Source organism: Gemmatimonadaceae bacterium (genome assembly GCA_020851035.1).
In the GTDB taxonomy this organism is placed as follows: Bacteria; Gemmatimonadota; Gemmatimonadetes; order Gemmatimonadales; family Gemmatimonadaceae; genus JACMLX01.
This window is the reverse complement of sequence record JADZDM010000020.1, coordinates 22,116-38,848: the sequence shown is the minus strand read 5'-3', so window position 1 is coordinate 38,848 and position 16,733 is coordinate 22,116. Positions and strand designations below refer to the sequence as shown.

Sequence of the window (16,733 nt, the reverse complement as noted above, 5' to 3'; positions counted from 1 at the left end):
GTCAGCCTGCGGCGTCGATGAGGGCGTAGTCGCGCGCGCCTTTCCGCAGCAGCAGGTATTGCCCGCGGAGGAGCCGGTCTGCGGCCAGTGTCGCGTCATCGGCCGAGAGCCTCGCCCCGTTCACCGACAGGCCACCCTGCTGCAGCAGGCGCCGCGCCTCGCCCTTGCTGGCGGTGAGGCCGGCGGTCACGAACAGCGCCAGGGTGTCGAAGGTGTCGGCGCGCGCGACCGGCGCCGTCGGCACCTCGCGCGCCAGTGCGGCGAGCGCGGCGGCGGAGAGCACCGACGGGTCGCCCTTCGCGAACAGCAACGCGGACACCTCCGCCGCGGCCTGCGCGGCCTCGGCTCCGTGGATCATCGTCGTCACCTCGCGGGCCAGCACCTGTTGCGCCTCGCGCTTGCCGGCGGCGGTGACGATGGTCTCGTCCAGCGCCTCGATCTCGGGGCGTGAGAGCAGCGTGAAGGTGCGCAGGAAGCGGCCGGCATCGCGGTCGTCGCTGCCGATCCAGAACTGGTAGAACTGGTACGGCGAGGTGCGGCCGGCGTCGAGCCAGACGGCGCCGGCCTCGCTCTTGCCGAACTTCGTGCCGGCGGCCGTCGTCATCAGCGGCACGGTCACCGCATGGGCCTCGGCCCCGTGCAGCTTGCGGATCAGCGTCGTGCCGGCGGTGATGTTGCCCCACTGGTCGCTGCCACCGACCTGCAGCGTGACGCCGTCGCGGCGGTACAGCTCCGCGTAGTCGTACGCCTGCAGCAGCATGTACGAGAACTCGGTGAAGCTGATCCCGGCCTCGCTGCCGATGCGCGAGTCCACCGAGTCCTTCTGCAGCATGTAGTTGACCGTGAAGTGCTTGCCCACGTCGCGCAGGAAGCCGATCAGGTCGAGCGGACGGAGCCAGTCCGCATTGTTGCGCATCAGCGCCGCCCGCGGGCCGCTGAAGTCGAGCACGCGGGCGAGCTGCTCGCGGATGCCGGCGACGTTCTCGTCGACGAGCGCCGTGGTGAGGAGTTGGCGTTCGCTGGCCTTGCCGCTCGGGTCGCCGATCATCCCCGTGCCGCCGCCCACCAGCGCCACCGGCCGGTGCCCCGACCGCTGCAGGTGGACGAGCGTCATCATCGGCACCAGGCTGCCGACGTGCAGGCTGGACGCCGTCGGGTCGAAGCCGCAGTACCCGGTCACGGGGCCGCGTGCCATGGCGGCCGCAGCGCCCTCCGTGTGCTGGAACAGCAACCCGCGCCAGGCGAGTTCCTCGAGGAAAGTGTGGCCGGTCATGCCGGCAAACTAACCTCCCGGCCAGTCCCCTCCGCGTTGGCCGCACCCCCGGCGCATGGCTACCTTCCGCCAATGGCCTCAGTCGCTGGCATCCTCCAGAACCGGTTCATCCGTGGCGCGCTGCTGCTGGCGACCCTCGGCACCACGCTCGGAGCCGGCGCCTTCACCGCCGGCTGGACGCTGGTCTGCGCGGGCGGGCAGTGCCCCAGCGTGGACGTGCTGGAGCTCTACCAGCCGCGCCAGACCTCCAAGCTCTACGCCGCCGACGGCCGCTTCATCTCCGAGCTCGGCCTCGAGCGGCGCACCGTCGCGCGGCTGGCGGACATCCCGCCGCTGGTGCAGAACGCCTTCGTCTACACCGAGGACCGCCGCTTCTTCAGCCACCACGGCATCGACTTCTACCGCGTCTTCGGCTCGCTGCTCGTCAACGTCGTGCGCGGCGGCTACGCGCAGGGGTTCTCCACCATCACCATGCAGCTCGCGCGGAACATCTTCCCCGAGCGGCTCGAGCGCGCCAAGTCGGTCGTGCGCAAGATGCGCGAGGGCAAGGTCGCGCTGGCGATCGAGCGGAAGTACTCCAAGCAGAAGATCCTCGAGCTGTACCTGAACCAGATCTACCTCGGCAACGGCGCCTACGGCGTGGAGTCGGCCGCGCAGCGCTACTTCGGCAAGAACGTGCGCGAGCTGAACCTCGCCGAGGCCTCCCTGCTGGCCGCGCTGCCGAAGGCGCCCAACCGCTACAACCCGCGGGTGGAGCCGGATCGCGCCGTCCAGCGACGCAACACGGTCCTGGAGCTGCTGCGCGAGCAGCACATCATCAGCGACGCCGACGCCTCGCTGGCCAAGGCGTACCCGCTGCAGCTCGCGCAGCGGACGGAGACGGGCGACATCGCACCCTACTTCGTGGAGTGGGTGCGCAAGCAGCTCGACGAGCAGTTCGGCCGCCAGCTCTACGAGCAGGGCCTCAAGGTCTACACGACGCTCGACATCGACATGCAGCTGGCCGCCGAGCGCGCGATGGAGCAGCAGCTGCGCGCCATCGAGGGCGGCCGGTTCGGGGCCTACAAGTTCCTCACCTACGAGCAGCACTTCGCCCGCGCCGGTGACGACGACCGCGCCGAGTCGGGCATCACCCCCTACCTGCAGGGCGCGTTCGTGGCGCTCGACCCGCGCACCGGCGGCGTGCGCGCGATGGTCGGAGGCCGCGACTACGGCGACTCGAAGTTCAACCGCGCCACGCAGGCGCTGCGGCAGCCGGGGTCGACCTTCAAGCCGCTGGTCTACGCCGACGCGATCCAGAACGGCCACACCACCGCCGAGGCGCTCGAGGACAGCCCGCTCAGCGTGCCGCAGTCGGGTGGTGGCACCTGGTCGCCGCAGAACTTCGACGGCCGCAGCATGGGCTACATCCCGATGCGGCGCGCCCTGTACCTCTCGCGCAACCAGGCCACGGTGCGCCTCGGCATGAGCCTGGGCGAGGAGAGCGTGGCGGCCATGGCACGGCGCTTCGGGCTCAGCACGCCGATGCCGCCGTTCCCCAGCCTCCACCTCGGGGCCGCCGACGTCTACCCGCTCGAGATGATCGCCGCCTACACCACGTTCGCCGCCGGCGGCATCCGTGCCCGGCCCACCGGCATCGTGCGCGTCGAGAATGCGAAGGGCGAGGTACTCTGGGAGCCGAAGCCGGTGCGCACCGCCGTCCTCTCCACCGGCGAGGCCTGGCTGATGACCGACATGCTGCGCGATGTTGTCCGGCGTGGCACCGCCGCGCGCGCCGTCGCCAGCCTGCGCATTCCCTCGGGCGGCAAGACCGGCACCACCAACGACGGCGCCGACGTCTGGTTCATCGGCTTCACCCCCGACCTCGTCGCCGGCGTGTGGATGGGGCTCGACAAGCCGCGCACGATCATGCGGAACGCGCAGGGCGGTGAACTCGCGGCGCCGGCATGGACCGCCTTCATGAACGAGGTGTACCGGCGCCGCGCGAACCCCGGCGACTTCGCCGGCCCGGGCGGCCTGGTCGCGGTGCCCGTCGACCGGCTCACCGGCTTCCGCGCCGGACCGCTCTGCCCCGCCGATCGCGTCTACATCGACTACTTCGTCGCCGGCACCGAGCCCACGCAGGAGTGTGATGGCTCGCTGCCGGGGGCACCGGGCGACGGTGGTGACAGCCTCACCAACGTGATGACGCTCCCGGGGGGCGGCACCGTCGTCACGCCGCGCGTGAAGAAGCCGGCGGCCGACACGACGAATCCGTTCCGCCTGCCGTGAGCGACTGGCAACCACTCGACTGCCACGCGCACAGCACCTGCTCGGACGGCGTCCTCAGCCCGGATGAGGTGATCGCCACCGCCGCCCTGCGCGGCGTGCGCGGCACCGTCAGCGACCACGCCAGCCGCGACGTGCGATTCTCGCTCAAGAGCCCCGCGTCGGTGGACGAGTACGCCGCCCGCATCGCCCACCTCCCGTACCGCAGCGCCGAGTTCTGCTCGCACGACTCGCTCTGGCGAGACCTCACGCGTGACCAGCTCGCACGCTTCACCCACCGCATCGGCTCACTCCACGCGGTGCCGCTGGCCGATGGCTCCCTCGTGCGCATGTTCCAGCGCGCCCTCCCCGCCGGCCTCACCCGCGAGGCCTACATGGCCCTCCACGTGGACGCCGTGGAGGCCCTCGCCGATGGCATGCCGGTCGAGATCTTCGCGCACCCGACGCTGCTGCCGCACGAGCTGCGCGAGGTGCCCGCCGAGGAGCTGTGGCAGGAGTGGCACGAGGAGCGGCTGGTCGAGGCGCTGCATCGCAACGGCATCTGCTTCGAGGTCTCCAACCGCTACCGCGCACACCCGCGCCTGGTGCAGCGCGCCGTGGCGCGGGGCGTGCGCCTCTCGCTCGGCTCCGATGGGCACCAGCCACCGCAGGTCGGCAACATCGAGTGGCCGCTGGCGCTGACGCGCGCGCTGGGCGTCGCGGATGCCGACCTGTACGACCCGGCCGTCCACGGCACGCGCGGGAGCTGACGTGCGTCGCAGCTATCGGGCGGCCTGGGTGCTGCCGATGAACGGGCCGCCGATCCCCAATGGTGCCGTCACCACCGACGGCGCGATCATCACCCGCGTCGGCACCGCCGCCGGCGCCCCGGCGGTGGACGACGTCCTCGACCTCGGTGACGCGGCGATCCTGCCGGGCCTGGTCAACGTGCACTCGCACCTCGAGCTCACGCCGCTGCGCCACCTGCTCGAGGGGCTCGACTTCGCGCAGTGGATCCGCACGCTGACGCACCTGCGTCGCACCGAACTCGCTGACCCCGACGACGTCGAGGCGGGCGCGCGGATCGGCATTGCCGAGGGGCTGCTGCGCGGCATCACGACGTACGCCGACACCACCGACACCGGCGCGCCGGTGTTGCGCGCGATGACGGCGATGGGCGTGCGTGGCGTCGTGTACAAGGAAGTGTTCGGCCCATCGCCCGCGCAGTGTGATGCGTCGATGGCGGGCCTGCGCTTCGCCGTCACCGCGCTCCGCGCACTGCAGACCGATGCGGTGCGGGTGGGCATCTCGCCACATGCACCGTACTCGGTGTCGGCGGCGCTGTTCGGTGCCGCCGCCGCGTACGCACTCGCCGAATCGCTGCCGATGGCGGTGCACCTGGCCGAGAGCGCGTTCGAGGAGGCACTGGTCACGCGCGGCGAGGGACCGTACGCCGACCTGTGGCGCAGTCGCGGCATCGATCCCGCCGGTGCGCACGCGCGCTCGAGCGTGCAGCTGTTGCACGATGCCGGTGCACTCGGCGCGCGGCCGCTGATCATCCACGGCGTGCGCACGGACGCCGCCGACATCGCACTGCTGGCCGCTGCCGGCTGCGCGGTGGCGCACTGCCCCGTGTCGAACGCCCGCTTCGGGCACGGCATCGCGCCGTTGCAAGCCATGCTCGATGCGGGCCTGCGCGTCGGCATCGGCACCGACAGCGTGGCCAGCAACAACCGCATGGACCTACTCGACGAGGCGCGCGTGGCGCACCTGATGGCGTGCACGCGTGACCAGACGTGGCGCGCCTTCCCGGCGGCGATTGCACTGCAGCACGCCACGGCCGGCGGCGCGGACGCGCTCGGACTCTGGCCGGGGCTCGGGCGGCTGGCGGTCGGGGCACCGGCAGACCTCTGCGCCTTTCCGCTGGATGGCCTGGCAGCGTTGCCGGTCAGAGATGTCTGCGATTCGCTACTGCACGGCGTGGCCGGCAGCCCGGCGCGCATGACGGTCGCGGGTGGGCGCATCGCCGTCGCCGATGGAGTCCTGTGTGACACCGAGGCGCACCTGGCGGACCGGCGGCGCATCGCGGGGCGGACACAACGGCTGCTGGTCGCTCGCAGCGCCCAGACGTGACCACGGGCGCGCATTGCAGGCGAGTCCGAAAGTGCGCAGACTGCATGCAGTCCGGACCGCGCCAGCACACGCCGCACCGCCCGGGTCCGATGGCCTGACGCGCCAGCCGCACTCACCATGGCAGATCGCGAGTACTCCCCCGAGGAACTGGACCGCATCCTGCGCGATGCGGCGCAGCTGTCGACCGACGACACGCCGCGCTACTCGTTGCAGGAGATTCAGTCCATTGCGGCCGGGGCCGAGATCGCGCCTGAGCACGTGGTGCGGGCCGCCGAGCGCCTGGCGATGACGCCTGAAAGGGCCGGCAATGCTCGCTGGATCGAGCCCGCCGGGATGCAGATCGGCTGCCGCGTGGGGCGACCCGCGAGCGCGTCGGACGCCATGGCCGCCATCGCGCTCGCACGCCAGGCGCTGGGTGAGACCGGGACCGTGCACAACGTCGGTGGTGGGACCGAGTGGCGGTATGACAACGGTTTCAGTGCGCTCGCCTTGTCGATCGTGCCGGATAAGAATGGCACCGTCGTCCGCGCCGACGCCCGCGCCGACGGGCGTCAGTTCGTTCTCGGGTTCGGCGCCCTCGTCACGGCTGTCGCAACCGGCCTCTCCGTCGCATCCGTCGCCACACCGGTGGTCGGCGTCGCGGGCGGTCTGCTTGCGCTCGCGTCCGCCGGAGTCGCCGCCCGCGCCGTGTGGAACCGCTCCGTCCGGGCCACGCGGGCGCGGCTGACCACCCTCACAGACAGCATCGCCCAGCGCCTCGATCGAGGGGACGCCGTGTCCTGAGCGTGCGGCCGCCCCGTTCGGTGGCGCGGCCCCGTCGCCGTGCCGTGACAGCTTGTGCCGTGGCGCCAGTCGTCTGGAACCGGTTACTATCCCGGGTCACCCTTTCCCCGACCTGCCCATGGCCGCCCCGAAGCCCGGACCCACCGACAAGATCTGGCGAGACGGGCAGCTCGTCGCCTGGAAGGATGCGAACATCCACGTGATGTCGCACGTCGTCCACTACGGGTCGAGCGTCTTCGAGGGCATCCGCTGCTACGAGACGCCCGGCGGCGGCGCCGTCTTCCGCCTGCGCGACCACATGCGCCGGCTGGTGGACAGCGCCCGCATCTACCGCATGCCCACCCGCTACACGGTGGACGAGCTGATGCAGGCGGTGGTCGACACGGTGAACGCGAACGGGCTGTCGCAGTGCTACCTGCGCCCGCTCATGGCGCGGACCGGTGAGCAGATGGGCGTCCTGCCGTCGCAGGATCCCGAGATGACGGAGACGTTCATCGTGGCCTACAACTGGGGCGCCTATCTCGGTCCCGAGGCGCTCGAGAACGGCGTGGACGTGTGCGTGTCGAGCTGGCGGCGTGCCGCCCCCGACACCTTCCCGACCATGGCGAAGGCCGGCGGCAACTACCTGAACTCGCAGCTCTCCAAGATGCAGGCCCGCCTCGATGGCTACGTCGAGGGCATCATGCTCGACAACCAGGGCCTGGTGTCGGAGGGCAGCGGCGAGAACCTGTTCGTGATCCGGGACGACGTGCTCTACACGGCACCACTCGCCCACGGCATCCTGAATGGCATCACGCGCGACTCGGTCTCGACCATTGCGCGCGACCTGGGGTACGAGGTGCGGGAGCAGGCCCTCCCGCGGGAGTTCCTGTACGTGGCCGACGAAGTGTTCTTCACGGGCACCGCCGCCGAGATCACCCCGATCCGCAGCATCGACCGGATCCCGGTGGGCACAGGCAAGCCCGGCCCGATCTGTCGCGCCATCCAGACGGAGTTCCTCGGCATCGCCCGCGGGACGATCGAGGACCGGCACGGCTGGCTCACCCCGGTGGCCGAACCGGTGGGAGCCGCGCGATGACTCGCGTGCGGGTGGTGAGCAGCAGCCTGCTGCGTCATGGCGCCGACTGGCACTCCAGTCGCCGCCATGCCCACGCCCACGCCGGCACCCCCACGGTGTCGAATCGCGCCTCTCGCCACGCCTCGTGTGCGAGGGGCGTTTCACTTTCCTGACGGACGGAGGGTACGTGAACGTAGGCTGTCTTGCGCTCAACGCTTCGTACGAACCGCTCACGCTGGTCCCGATGCGACGTGCGCTCCGCCTGCTGCTCGACGGCAAGGCCGAGATCGTGGAATCGGACGACGGGAAGGTGGTGCGTTCGGAGAAGCTCTCCTTCCCGCGCCCGGTGGTCATCCGCCTCACGAAGTTCATCCACGTGCCGCGGCGGTTCCGGCGGCAGGTGACGAACACCTTCCTCTTCGCCCGCGATGGCTACAAGTGCCAGTACTGCGGTCGCGTGCAGTCGGAGCTCAAGCCGCGCGAGCAGCTCACACGCGACCACCTGATCCCGATCTCGCGCGGCGGGCTGAACGAGTGGAACAACGTCGTCACCGCGTGCAGCCCCTGCAACACGCGCAAGGCCAACCGCATGCCGCACGAGATCGGAATGCACCCGCTCACGATCCCGGTGGAGCCGCACTTCGTGCACCTGAGTTGGGCGGTGCGACGGCTCACGCCCAAGCAGGCACGCTACATCAAGGTGTTCTACGGCGACGACATGCTCGCCCAGATCCGCCGCATCGAGGGGTCGCCCGCCGCGGGCCAGACGGCGTGATCTCGCGCCACGTGGTCACCGCGCCACGCGTCAAGGTCTGTTGCATCAGCAGTGTGCACGAAGCCGCCGTCGCCGTGGCGCACGGCGCGTCGGCGCTCGGGCTCGTGAGCCGGATGCCCAGCGGCCCCGGCGTCGTGGACGAGGACACCATCGCCGCGATCGTCGCCACCGTGCCGCCCGCGGTGGCGACCTTCCTGCTCACCAGCGCCGTCACCGTCGAGGCGATCGTGGCACAGCAGCATCACACGCGGCCCACCACGCTGCAGCTCGTGGATCACCTCACCCCCGACGTGCATCGCGCGCTGCGAGCCGAACTTCCCGGCATCACGCTCGTGCAGGTGGTGCACGTGGAGGACGAGGCGAGCGTGGCGTACGCCCTCGCCGTGGCCCCCTCGGTGGATGCCCTGCTGCTCGACTCGGGACGGCTCACGGCTCCCGTGCGGGAACTCGGCGGCACCGGCCGCACCCATGACTGGGGCCTCTCGCGCCGCATCCGGGACGGCTGCGGCCGCCCCGTCTTCCTCGCCGGCGGCCTGCACGCCGGCAACGTGGGCGACGCCATCCGGGCCGTCGAGCCGTTCGGGCTCGACCTGTGCACCGGCGTGCGCACCGACGGCGCGCTCGACCCGCGCCGTCTCGCCGCATTCATGGAGGCCGCCGGCGCGGCCTGACGGCGGGTGGGGAAGCGCCTATTCGGCCGTGAACGTGCGCGACTGCGTCTGGTAGTGCCGCCGCTCGCCGCCCAGCAGCTTGACGAAGAAACTGCGCACTGTGCGCGTGACCGCCGTCCCGGGGTTGCGGTCGCCACGCAGCGCCGGCCGCACCTCGCCGCGCAGCCACCGCTCCACTTCGTCCAGGTCACTCAGGCTCAGGACCTCGATGTCGAGGCTGGCGTCGTAGTAGTACCGCCGGCCGCGCACCATCGGTGGCGCCATGATCCGGTATGGCCGCCCCACCAGCGCCTCCATCTCCTCGGCCGTGTCGAAGCGCCCCAGGCGGCTCACCCTGTTCTCGGCGATGCGGAAGACCTCGTACTTGCGGCTCAGCTGGTCGAAGCGCACCAGCATGTCCCACTCCACCGCCGCCGCGATGTTGTTGTTGAGCCGTTCATCGCGCCACAGCTCGCAGCGGAAGTGCAGCCGGGCGGGAAAGCCGCCGCGGACCAGGTCGCGCAGGTCGCGTGTCGCGAGGGCCGCATGCGGCGTGAAGGCCGGGCCCTCGGCGCCACCGACGGCGCGCGGCGGCAGCGACAGCTCGAGTCGCGCGTCCACCTGCGCCACCGCGGCGGTCACCGGCGACAGCAGCGCGACGGCCGCGGCGCACCCCAGCAGCAGCCGGCGCATGGCCACCCGTCGCGGCACGGCGTGTCGCACTAGTAGCGCCGCACCAGGCGCAGGAACACCTGCACACCGCGCGAGGGCGGCGCACCGAGCGCCTTCGCCACGTACACGCCGCCCTGGCCGAGCTCCAGCCCGAAGCCCACGCTGGTCTGCAGGGCATCGATCCCGGCGGGCGCGTCGGGATCGCGCGGCGCCGGTACGCTGCGCGGCGTGACCAGCCAGCCGCGGCCGACGTCCGTGAACAGCACCCACCCGGCGTAGCCGCTGCGGTCCGGCTGGATCATCCGCCGCCCCGCGAACAGGTCGAGGTTCCAGTTGATGTCGTGGCGGTAGTCCACGCTCAGCAGCAGCATGCGATCGCAGAGCGCCGGTGATCCGTCCAGCGCCACCGTGCCGGCACACTGCAGCCGATCGGGCGTCGTCACGCGTTCCCGGAACGCGAAGCCGGTGTTGGCCCCCGGCCCGCTCAGTGAGAGCCGCCGCTGCAGCGGCAGGGCGTCCCCGTGGAGCCAGCCCCCGGCGATCAGCCTGGTGTTGACCTGCACCGAGCGCGAGAGGCGTGTGTAGCGGCGCAGGTCCAGCATCCCGCGACCGTAGGTCACGCTCCGCGCTCCCGAGGCCACGGCGACCGCCGTCTCCGTGCCGTACGTCTCGTGCGTGCCGTCGCCGTACTCGTACTCGCCTTGCAGCCACCACCCCGAGCGTGGGCGCAGGGGATCGGTGCGCGTGTCGTAGCTGGCGCGCGCGATCCCGCGCGTGTACCTGGCGCGGTCGAATTGCGGGTTGTCGCGCCACGGCTCGTCGTTGCGCCACAGCGTCACCGGGTTCAGCGTGCGCCGCGGCCGCCACAGCTCATCGCTCAGCTCCAGCGATGCGCGCACGGCACGGCCATCGCGGAAGCCGATGAACCCGCTGCCGCCATGGCGGTCGTAGTAGTCGCGGTAGTCGCTGTGGGCCAGGAACGCCGACAGCCCCACTTCCACGTCGCTGAGCTGCCAGTCCTCCACCGGCGCCGCGACGTCGAACAGGCGGCCGCCGATGCTCCAGTGTTCACTGCGGCCCATGCGCAGCTCCATCTTCGCGCTATGACCCACGTTGTTGCCGTTCCACTCGATGCGCGATCCGGTGCGGAAGATCCCGAACAGGTCCGCCGCCACAGTGCCCAGCGGCGTGCGATAGCGCAGCCGCGGCCCGAACTCGATCGGCAGCCCCTCGACCCGGTTGTACGTGCGCGTGAGCGCCAGCCGCATGCCGATGCCCGCCTTCGGCTCGCCGCGGCCGATCAGGTGCCAGATCTCGTCCAGGGGCGCCTCGAGGTGCAGCTCGCCATCGTCCACGGCGTAGCGCACGGAGTCGCCCTCCACCCGCATCGGGCCGAGCTGCGCGCTGTCGGCGCCCGTCACGCGGCCGCCCAGCACCGCGATCCTGCCGGTCACGCGTGCCGTCGGCGCAAAATGCACGTCGCCATTCAGCACCAGCAGCGCACCCTCCACCGTGCCCGCGATCTCGACCGGCCCGCCGAGCACCGCCAGCGACGTGTGCAGCACGGAGTCTCGCACCAGCAGGAACGGCCCCTTCTCACGACGGGTCGCCGGCGCATTGTACACGGCCTGCGCCTGCGCGCGCTCCCAGCGCGTGGTGCCGCGCGTCGGCGTGCAGGTTGCGCCCCCCGCGGAATCGACGCAGGTGGTCCACGTCGGCTGCTGCGCGCGCACCGTCGGGGCCAGCGCCGTCACGATCACCACGCAGGCGGCCGCGCCGGCGACCGTGTGCATGCCTCTCCCGCGGTGCCGCGTCACGCGTCCCGCCGCAGCTCGCCGTGGGGCACGGCCCGCAAGTCCTGCATGCCACCACCGATGCCAAGTCGCTTCATTCGCCGGTACAGGTTGGGGCGATCCGTCTGCAGCCGTCGCGCGGCCTCGGCCACGTTGCCGGCGGTGTCGTCCAGCGCACGCACGATCAGCTGGCGCTCGTAGGCGTCCAGCGCGTCGCTCAGCGGCAGCGCCGTTCCATCCAGGCGCGGCAGCCCCGGCGACGATGCCGCATCGCCAGTTCGAGGCGCCGGCAGCACGTCGTGCACGTCACCCACGCGCAGCTCGCGACCCGGGTGCAGGATCGCCAGCCGCTCCACGATGTTCGCCAGCTCGCGCACGTTGCCCGGCCAGCGGTGCGCCCGCAGCGCCGCCAGCGCCTCGACGCTGAACGTCGGGGCCGGCCGGCCGGTCCGCGCGCGATGGAGCGCGGTGAAGTGCAGCACCAGCTGCCCGATGTCCTCGGGACGGTCACGCAGCGGCGGCAGCGTCATCGGGATCACGTTCAGCCGGAAGAAGAGATCCTCGCGGAAGCTGCCGTCGCGCACCGCCGCCTCGAGGTCGCGATTGGTGGCGGCGATGATGCGCACGTCCACGCGGATCGGCTTCCCGCCACCCACACGCTCGATCTCCTTCGCCTCGATCGCGCGCAGCAGCTTGGCCTGCGCCTCGACGCCCAGGTCGCCCACCTCGTCCAGGAACAGCGTGCCGCCGTGCGCCAGCTCGAAGCGGCCGATGCGGCGATCGGTGGCGCCGGTGAAGGCGCCGCGTTCGTGGCCGAACATCTCGCTCTCCACCAGGTCGCGCGGGATCGCAGCGCAGTTGGTGCGCACGTACGCCCGGTCACGCCGTGGGCTGCCGGTGTGCAGGGCGCCGGCCACCAGCTCCTTGCCCGTGCCCGACTCGCCGCTGATCAGCACCCGGGCATCGCTCGGCGCCACGCGGGCGATCAGTTCACGCACCTGCTGCATGGCCGGACTGTCGCCCACGAGGCCACCGGCCAGCCCGAGATCCTCGCGCAGCGTGCGTGCCGCGCGGCGGGCCTGCCGCAGTTCCAGCGCCGAGGCCAGCGCCAGCAGCGTGCCCTCGGGGGTGAGCGGCTTCTCGAGGAAGGTGAAGGCGCCCAGGCGCGTCGCCTTCACGGCGTCGCTCAGGCCGGCGCGCCCGCTCATCATCACCACCGGCAGCTCGGGAAAACGTTCGCGGAACTTCGCCAGCGTCTCCAGCCCATCGGTGTCGTTGGGCATCATCAGGTCCATCAGGACCACGTCCGGCTCGGCGTCGAGCGCCCGGGTGAAGGCGGCATGACCGTCCGGCGCATCACGCACTTCGTAGCCCTCGCCTGCGAGCAGCGCCCCGACCATCCGGCGGATGTTCGGCTCGTCGTCGACGATCAGGACGCTGGGCATTGCCGGCGGTCAGGGCTGCGCCGAACTGCGCTCGCTGAGCACGCGGGTCACGAAACGCTGGCCCTCGCTGATGCGCTCGACTTCCACCGACATCGCCTCGACGGCGGCCTCGATGCGCTGCAGGCGGTCGGTGGTGTCCCGCGCCGGCAGCGCCGCCTGCGTGTTCGCGCGGCGCACGACCAGCGCCTTCAGGAAGCCGAACACCGGGAAGGCGATGACCATGAGCGTGAAGCCGACGATGCCGTCCTTCGCCAGCATGTACACGTTCGACGGGATGTCCGGGGGGCCGCCGGGAAAGCCGACCGTGGCCACGTCCCCGCCGGCGCCGGTGGCCCCGTCGAGCGTGATCGTCTTGCCATCCTTCTGGATCGTGATGCGCCCCGGCGCCGGTTGCTCGGTGCCGACGCCGACGGCCGGTGCCTCGGGGGCCTGCGCCGGTGCCGGCGGGGCGGGAGCCTGGGCTGGGCCGGACTGCGCCATGGGGACCTCAACCACGCGGAACCTCCACTGGAGAGCGATCCGAGAGCAGGCGGGTCGTGAACCGCTGTCCCTCGCTGATGCGTTCGACTTCGATGGCCACCGACTCGATGGCGGTCTCCATGCGGGCCATCCGCTGCGTGAGCTCGGCCGGCATCGGCGTGGCACCGCCGGAGAGGGTGCGCATCCTCGTGCGGTACCACATCGTCACGGCGGCCAGCACCACCGCTGCCGTCGACAGAATCGCCAGCGCACCGACGACATAGGGACCATCGCTCTCTTCCCGCTGTTCCGGCAGGGGCATGCCGAGCGCCGTCGCCACCGCCTCCGGTGACGCGCCCTTGAGCGTGATGGTCTGGCCGTCCTTCGTGATCGTCACCACGGCATCGCTGGCGCCGTCGGCCTGGCCCTCACGGGCCGACTCGCGCGCCGCCTGCGCCTCCTCGCGTGCCGCCTGGGCCTGCTCGCGGGCGGCCTGCGCCTGTTCCTGCGCCTCCGCGCGCACCGCCTGTGCCTGCTCCTGCGCCTCGGCGCGCGCCGCCTGGGCCTGCTCGCGTGCCACGGCCGCCGCCTCGCGTGGGGACTGACTCGACCCTGCGTGCATCCTCACAGCCCTCCCTGGTTCTGCAGGACGACACCGGCATGTGCCGGCGCCTCCACCCTGACTGGCTCCGCTGCCCCTTCGGACAGCATGCGCGAAGTGTAGCGCTGCCCCTCACTGATCCGCTCGACCTCGACCGCGATCGACTCCACCGCGTTCTCGATGCGCGCCATCCGCGCCGCGGTCTCCTGGTCAGCACGCGATGGGGCGCTGCCGCGCCCGCGCTTGAGGTAGTTGAGCACCATCCACACCACCAGCACGATCGCCGTCAGCGACGCGACGGTCAGTGTCACGATCAGGTTCCCGTTCGGCATCGGCGCCGGAGCCGTGCCGACGCCGGCCTGTGCCAATTGCTCGGCCGACGGATTGGTGAGCGTGGTGGTGCGGCCGTCCTGGTCCACCGTGATCACCGTGACCCCTTCACCCGGCGGCGGTGGCGCAGCGGGCGCCGTGGCATCGCCGCCCTGCGCCGCGCGTTCCATGCCGGCCAGCGCGGCCTTCTTCGCGGCCAGCTCCAGCTGCGCATCGATGCGCGCCATCTCGGCGGCGGTCGGCGCGGCCGCCTGTGCCGGCGCACTGCCAGCCTGTGTCAGTTCACGCATGCGTCACCTCGGGGTTGTCCCGCACGGGCGCGGGCTGCATCGCTGCGGGCGGCGGCGGCACCATGCGCGCCGCGCCCTCCGTCATCAGTCGCGTGGTGAACCGCTGGCCCTCGGCCATCCGCTCCACCTCGATCGCCACCGTCTCCACCATCGCCTCGAGTCGGTCGAGCCGGCTCGCCAGTTCCGGCGACATGCCGGTGGGCAGCGCCTGGCGATCCCCGCGGCGGATCGCCGCGCGAACGAGGGGAATGCCGAGTCCCATCACGATCACCGTGAGGAAGAAGGCGACCGGGACGATGATGTCTTCATCCACTGTGGTGCCCGGGCTCCGGTGCGTCGCGCATCACTGGCAGGGTGAGGGAGATGGTGGTGCCTGCGCCATTGCCGGCGCTCCGCGCGTCGACACTGCCGCCGTGTGCAAGGATCGTCTGCCGCACGATGGCGAGCCCGAGGCCGGTGCCGCCCGGCTTGGTGGTGACGTACGGCTCCCAGATGCGCTGCAGCGTGTCGGCGGCGATGCCCGGTCCGCTGTCGTGCACCTGGACGCGCACCGACGGGACCGGCGTGTCGATGGCGCGCGCGGAGATGGTGATGGTGGCCTGCGGGCCTGCGGCATCGGCGGCGTTCAGCAGCACGTTGCTGACGGCGCGGGCCAGCGCGTCGTGGTGGCCCGGCACGAACGGCAGTCCGTCGGCGATGTCGAGCGTGACGGTCGCCGTGGGTGGCAGCGTGGTGCGTGCGGCGTAGCGCAGCAGTTCGGCGATGTCCACGTCGGCGGCGGGGCCGTCCGGCAGGCGGCCGAACTGTGCGAAGCTGCGGGCCAGCGTGTCGAGGCGCTGCACCTCGGTCTCGAGCACGTCGATGGTGTCGTGCAGGTCGGGCGCGGCCGACTGGCGCAGGCGGGCGACGGCGAAGCGGATGGGCGTGAGCGGGTTCTTCAGCTCGTGCGCCACCCGACGGGCCGTCTCGCGGAACGCACCGAGCCGGGCCGCCTCGGTGGCGGCCGTGCGTCCGGCGTCGAGCTGCATGGCCATCGTCCGCATCCTCGATCGAAGTACGTCGAACTCCGGGGCACCGCGACTCGGCGGCCCCGACGGCAACGGGTCGGCCCGTGCGATGCGCTCGGTCCAGTCCACCACCTCATCCAGCGGCCGGCTGAGCTGGCGGCTCAGGTGGCCGGCCGCTCGACCCGCCAGCAGCGCGAGACCGAGGAAGAGCACCGCCACCACCACCAGCACCGGCCGGATCACGCGTGGCGCGAGAAACTCCAGCCGCTTCGCCTGGTCGAGCGACGCGCGCAGTTCCGCCTCGTGTGCATCCAGCGCGGCCCGCGCCTCCCGGTCGGTCGTGCCGGCGCGGGCCGTGACGAGCGCCCGGTTACCGGTCTCGGCCACACGAGACCACGCGCCGCCGGACGCCATGAACGGCAGCGCCCGGTTCGCCGCCAGGAGCCCGACGGTGGTGAGTGCCGCTGCCGGCAGGATGGCGAACGCCATCAGGATCAGCAGCAGGCGGGTGCGGAACCCCAGGCGGGTCACTGAGTCGAGTACGGGAGGAGGGACGTGGAGGTTTCGGGCATTCTATGCGCTGTGCCGTGCGGCGGCGGGGCGCCGGCGGAGCCGCTGGCGTGGACGCTGGTGCCATTGTGCCGTGACACTCGCTAGTTTATTCGGTGCACTTCCGCTGTCGCGGCCTCCGGCCGGCCTCGCCCCGTACACCGGGCGGGGCGCCGGGGAGAGCGACCGCGCAGCCGCCCGGCAATCGTGCCGCTGCGGCGCGTGCCCTACACGCTTCTTCTTCTACATCCCCAGTTACATGAACGGACGCACGTCGCGCCCGGGAGCACCCCGAGGGCCCATCGCCCCGGTGCACCGCGGGCCGCAGGCCAGCAGCACGAATGCTTCGGCCTCCCCGAGTTACCAGCACTACGGCCAGGCGCCCAACGCCGCCCTGCTCATCGACTTCGACAACGTCACGATGGGCATCCGCTCCGACCTGCAGACGGAGCTCAAGAACCTCCTCTCGTCGGACATCATCAAGGGCAAGGTCGCCGTCCAGCGCGCCTACGCGGACTGGCGCCGCTACCCGCAATACGTCGTGCCGCTCGCCGAGTCGTCGATCGACATGATCATGGCGCCGGCCTATGGCAGCTCCAAGAAGAACGCCACCGACATCCGCCTCGCCATCGACGCCGTCGAGCTGATGTTCACGCGCCCCGAGATCGG

16 protein-coding genes are annotated in these 16,733 nt (G+C 71.7%); 7 read left to right on the top strand and 9 right to left on the bottom strand.

Going from position 1 to position 16,733, the window contains the following annotated elements:
- Window position 1: 1 nt before the first annotated feature.
- Window positions 2-1,273 (bottom strand): tyrosine--tRNA ligase, encoded by a 1,272-nt coding sequence (locus tag IT355_12300; GenBank protein ID MCC7054036.1) that lies wholly within the window; start codon window positions 1,271-1,273, stop codon window positions 2-4.
- A 72-nt stretch (window positions 1,274-1,345) separates the two neighbouring features.
- Between IT355_12300 and IT355_12295 the strand changes: the two genes are divergently transcribed.
- From IT355_12295 to IT355_12265, 7 genes are all read left to right on the top strand, one after another.
- Complete coding sequence (locus IT355_12295; protein MCC7054035.1) at window positions 1,346-3,544, top strand: PBP1A family penicillin-binding protein; 2,199 nt, start codon at window positions 1,346-1,348, stop codon at window positions 3,542-3,544.
- Window positions 3,541-4,290 carry a hypothetical protein gene (locus IT355_12290; protein MCC7054034.1) on the top strand — a complete coding sequence of 250 codons (750 nt, stop codon included), beginning with the start codon at window positions 3,541-3,543 and terminating at the stop codon, window positions 4,288-4,290. The genes IT355_12295 and IT355_12290 overlap by 4 nt, the downstream gene beginning before the upstream one ends.
- 1 nt (window position 4,291) lies before the next feature.
- The gene (locus tag IT355_12285) at window positions 4,292-5,653 is read left to right on the top strand and encodes an amidohydrolase family protein (protein MCC7054033.1); all 1,362 of its coding nucleotides are present in this window, start codon (window positions 4,292-4,294) and stop codon (window positions 5,651-5,653) included.
- Window positions 5,654-5,770: 117 nt separating this feature from the next.
- Complete coding sequence (locus IT355_12280; GenBank protein ID MCC7054032.1) at window positions 5,771-6,436, top strand: hypothetical protein; 666 nt, start codon at window positions 5,771-5,773, stop codon at window positions 6,434-6,436.
- 118 nt (window positions 6,437-6,554) lie between these two features.
- A complete protein-coding gene (locus IT355_12275; GenBank protein ID MCC7054031.1) occupies window positions 6,555-7,514 on the top strand; it encodes a branched-chain amino acid transaminase in 960 nt (319 codons plus the stop codon).
- Window positions 7,515-7,680: 166 nt separating this feature from the next.
- A complete protein-coding gene (locus IT355_12270; GenBank protein ID MCC7054030.1) occupies window positions 7,681-8,268 on the top strand; it encodes an HNH endonuclease in 588 nt (195 codons plus the stop codon).
- Window positions 8,265-8,939, top strand: coding sequence for a phosphoribosylanthranilate isomerase (locus tag IT355_12265; GenBank protein ID MCC7054029.1), 675 nt, complete (start codon window positions 8,265-8,267; stop codon window positions 8,937-8,939). The genes IT355_12270 and IT355_12265 overlap by 4 nt, the downstream gene beginning before the upstream one ends.
- A gap of 18 nt (window positions 8,940-8,957) precedes the next feature.
- Here IT355_12265 and IT355_12260 read toward each other — a convergent pair whose 3' ends face one another.
- Genes IT355_12260 through IT355_12225 form a run of 8 tightly spaced genes read right to left on the bottom strand, consistent with a single transcriptional unit; the run spans window position 8,958 to window position 16,046 of the window.
- On the bottom strand, window positions 8,958-9,641 hold the full coding sequence (locus IT355_12260) for a hypothetical protein (GenBank protein ID MCC7054028.1): 684 nt from the start codon (window positions 9,639-9,641) through the stop codon (window positions 8,958-8,960).
- Entirely contained in the window at window positions 9,641-11,383 is a 1,743-nt protein-coding gene (locus tag IT355_12255) for a polymer-forming cytoskeletal protein (protein ID MCC7054027.1), read from the bottom strand. The genes IT355_12260 and IT355_12255 overlap by 1 nt, the downstream gene beginning before the upstream one ends.
- Before the next feature lie 20 nt (window positions 11,384-11,403).
- Complete coding sequence (locus IT355_12250) at window positions 11,404-12,828, bottom strand: sigma-54-dependent Fis family transcriptional regulator (GenBank protein MCC7054026.1); 1,425 nt, start codon at window positions 12,826-12,828, stop codon at window positions 11,404-11,406.
- 9 nt (window positions 12,829-12,837) lie between these two features.
- Complete coding sequence (locus tag IT355_12245) at window positions 12,838-13,323, bottom strand: hypothetical protein (protein ID MCC7054025.1); 486 nt, start codon at window positions 13,321-13,323, stop codon at window positions 12,838-12,840.
- Window positions 13,316-13,867 (bottom strand): hypothetical protein, encoded by a 552-nt coding sequence (locus IT355_12240; protein MCC7054024.1) that lies wholly within the window; start codon window positions 13,865-13,867, stop codon window positions 13,316-13,318. Before IT355_12240 ends, IT355_12245 begins: the two co-directional genes overlap by 8 nt.
- 44 nt (window positions 13,868-13,911) lie before the next feature.
- The gene (locus tag IT355_12235; GenBank protein ID MCC7054023.1) at window positions 13,912-14,508 is read right to left on the bottom strand and encodes a hypothetical protein; all 597 of its coding nucleotides are present in this window, start codon (window positions 14,506-14,508) and stop codon (window positions 13,912-13,914) included.
- A complete protein-coding gene (locus tag IT355_12230; GenBank protein ID MCC7054022.1) occupies window positions 14,501-14,821 on the bottom strand; it encodes a hypothetical protein in 321 nt (106 codons plus the stop codon). The genes IT355_12235 and IT355_12230 overlap by 8 nt, the downstream gene beginning before the upstream one ends.
- Window positions 14,814-16,046: a HAMP domain-containing histidine kinase gene (locus tag IT355_12225; GenBank protein MCC7054021.1), complete on the bottom strand. Its 1,233-nt coding sequence runs from the start codon at window positions 16,044-16,046 to the stop codon at window positions 14,814-14,816. The genes IT355_12230 and IT355_12225 overlap by 8 nt, the downstream gene beginning before the upstream one ends.
- Between the last annotated feature and the right edge of the window lie 687 nt (window positions 16,047-16,733).

Coding starts and splice junctions, on each gene's coding strand:
- IT355_12300 (MCC7054036.1), bottom strand. CDS start 1,273: ATGACCGGCCACACTTTCCTCGAGGAACTCGCCTGGCGCGGGTTGCTG.
- IT355_12295 (MCC7054035.1), top strand. CDS start 1,346: ATGGCCTCAGTCGCTGGCATCCTCCAGAACCGGTTCATCCGTGGCGCG.
- IT355_12280 (MCC7054032.1), top strand. CDS start 5,771: ATGGCAGATCGCGAGTACTCCCCCGAGGAACTGGACCGCATCCTGCGC.
- IT355_12275 (MCC7054031.1), top strand. CDS start 6,555: ATGGCCGCCCCGAAGCCCGGACCCACCGACAAGATCTGGCGAGACGGG.
- IT355_12255 (MCC7054027.1), bottom strand. CDS start 11,383: ATGCACACGGTCGCCGGCGCGGCCGCCTGCGTGGTGATCGTGACGGCG.
- IT355_12250 (MCC7054026.1), bottom strand. CDS start 12,828: ATGCCCAGCGTCCTGATCGTCGACGACGAGCCGAACATCCGCCGGATG.
- IT355_12235 (MCC7054023.1), bottom strand. CDS start 14,508: ATGCGTGAACTGACACAGGCTGGCAGTGCGCCGGCACAGGCGGCCGCG.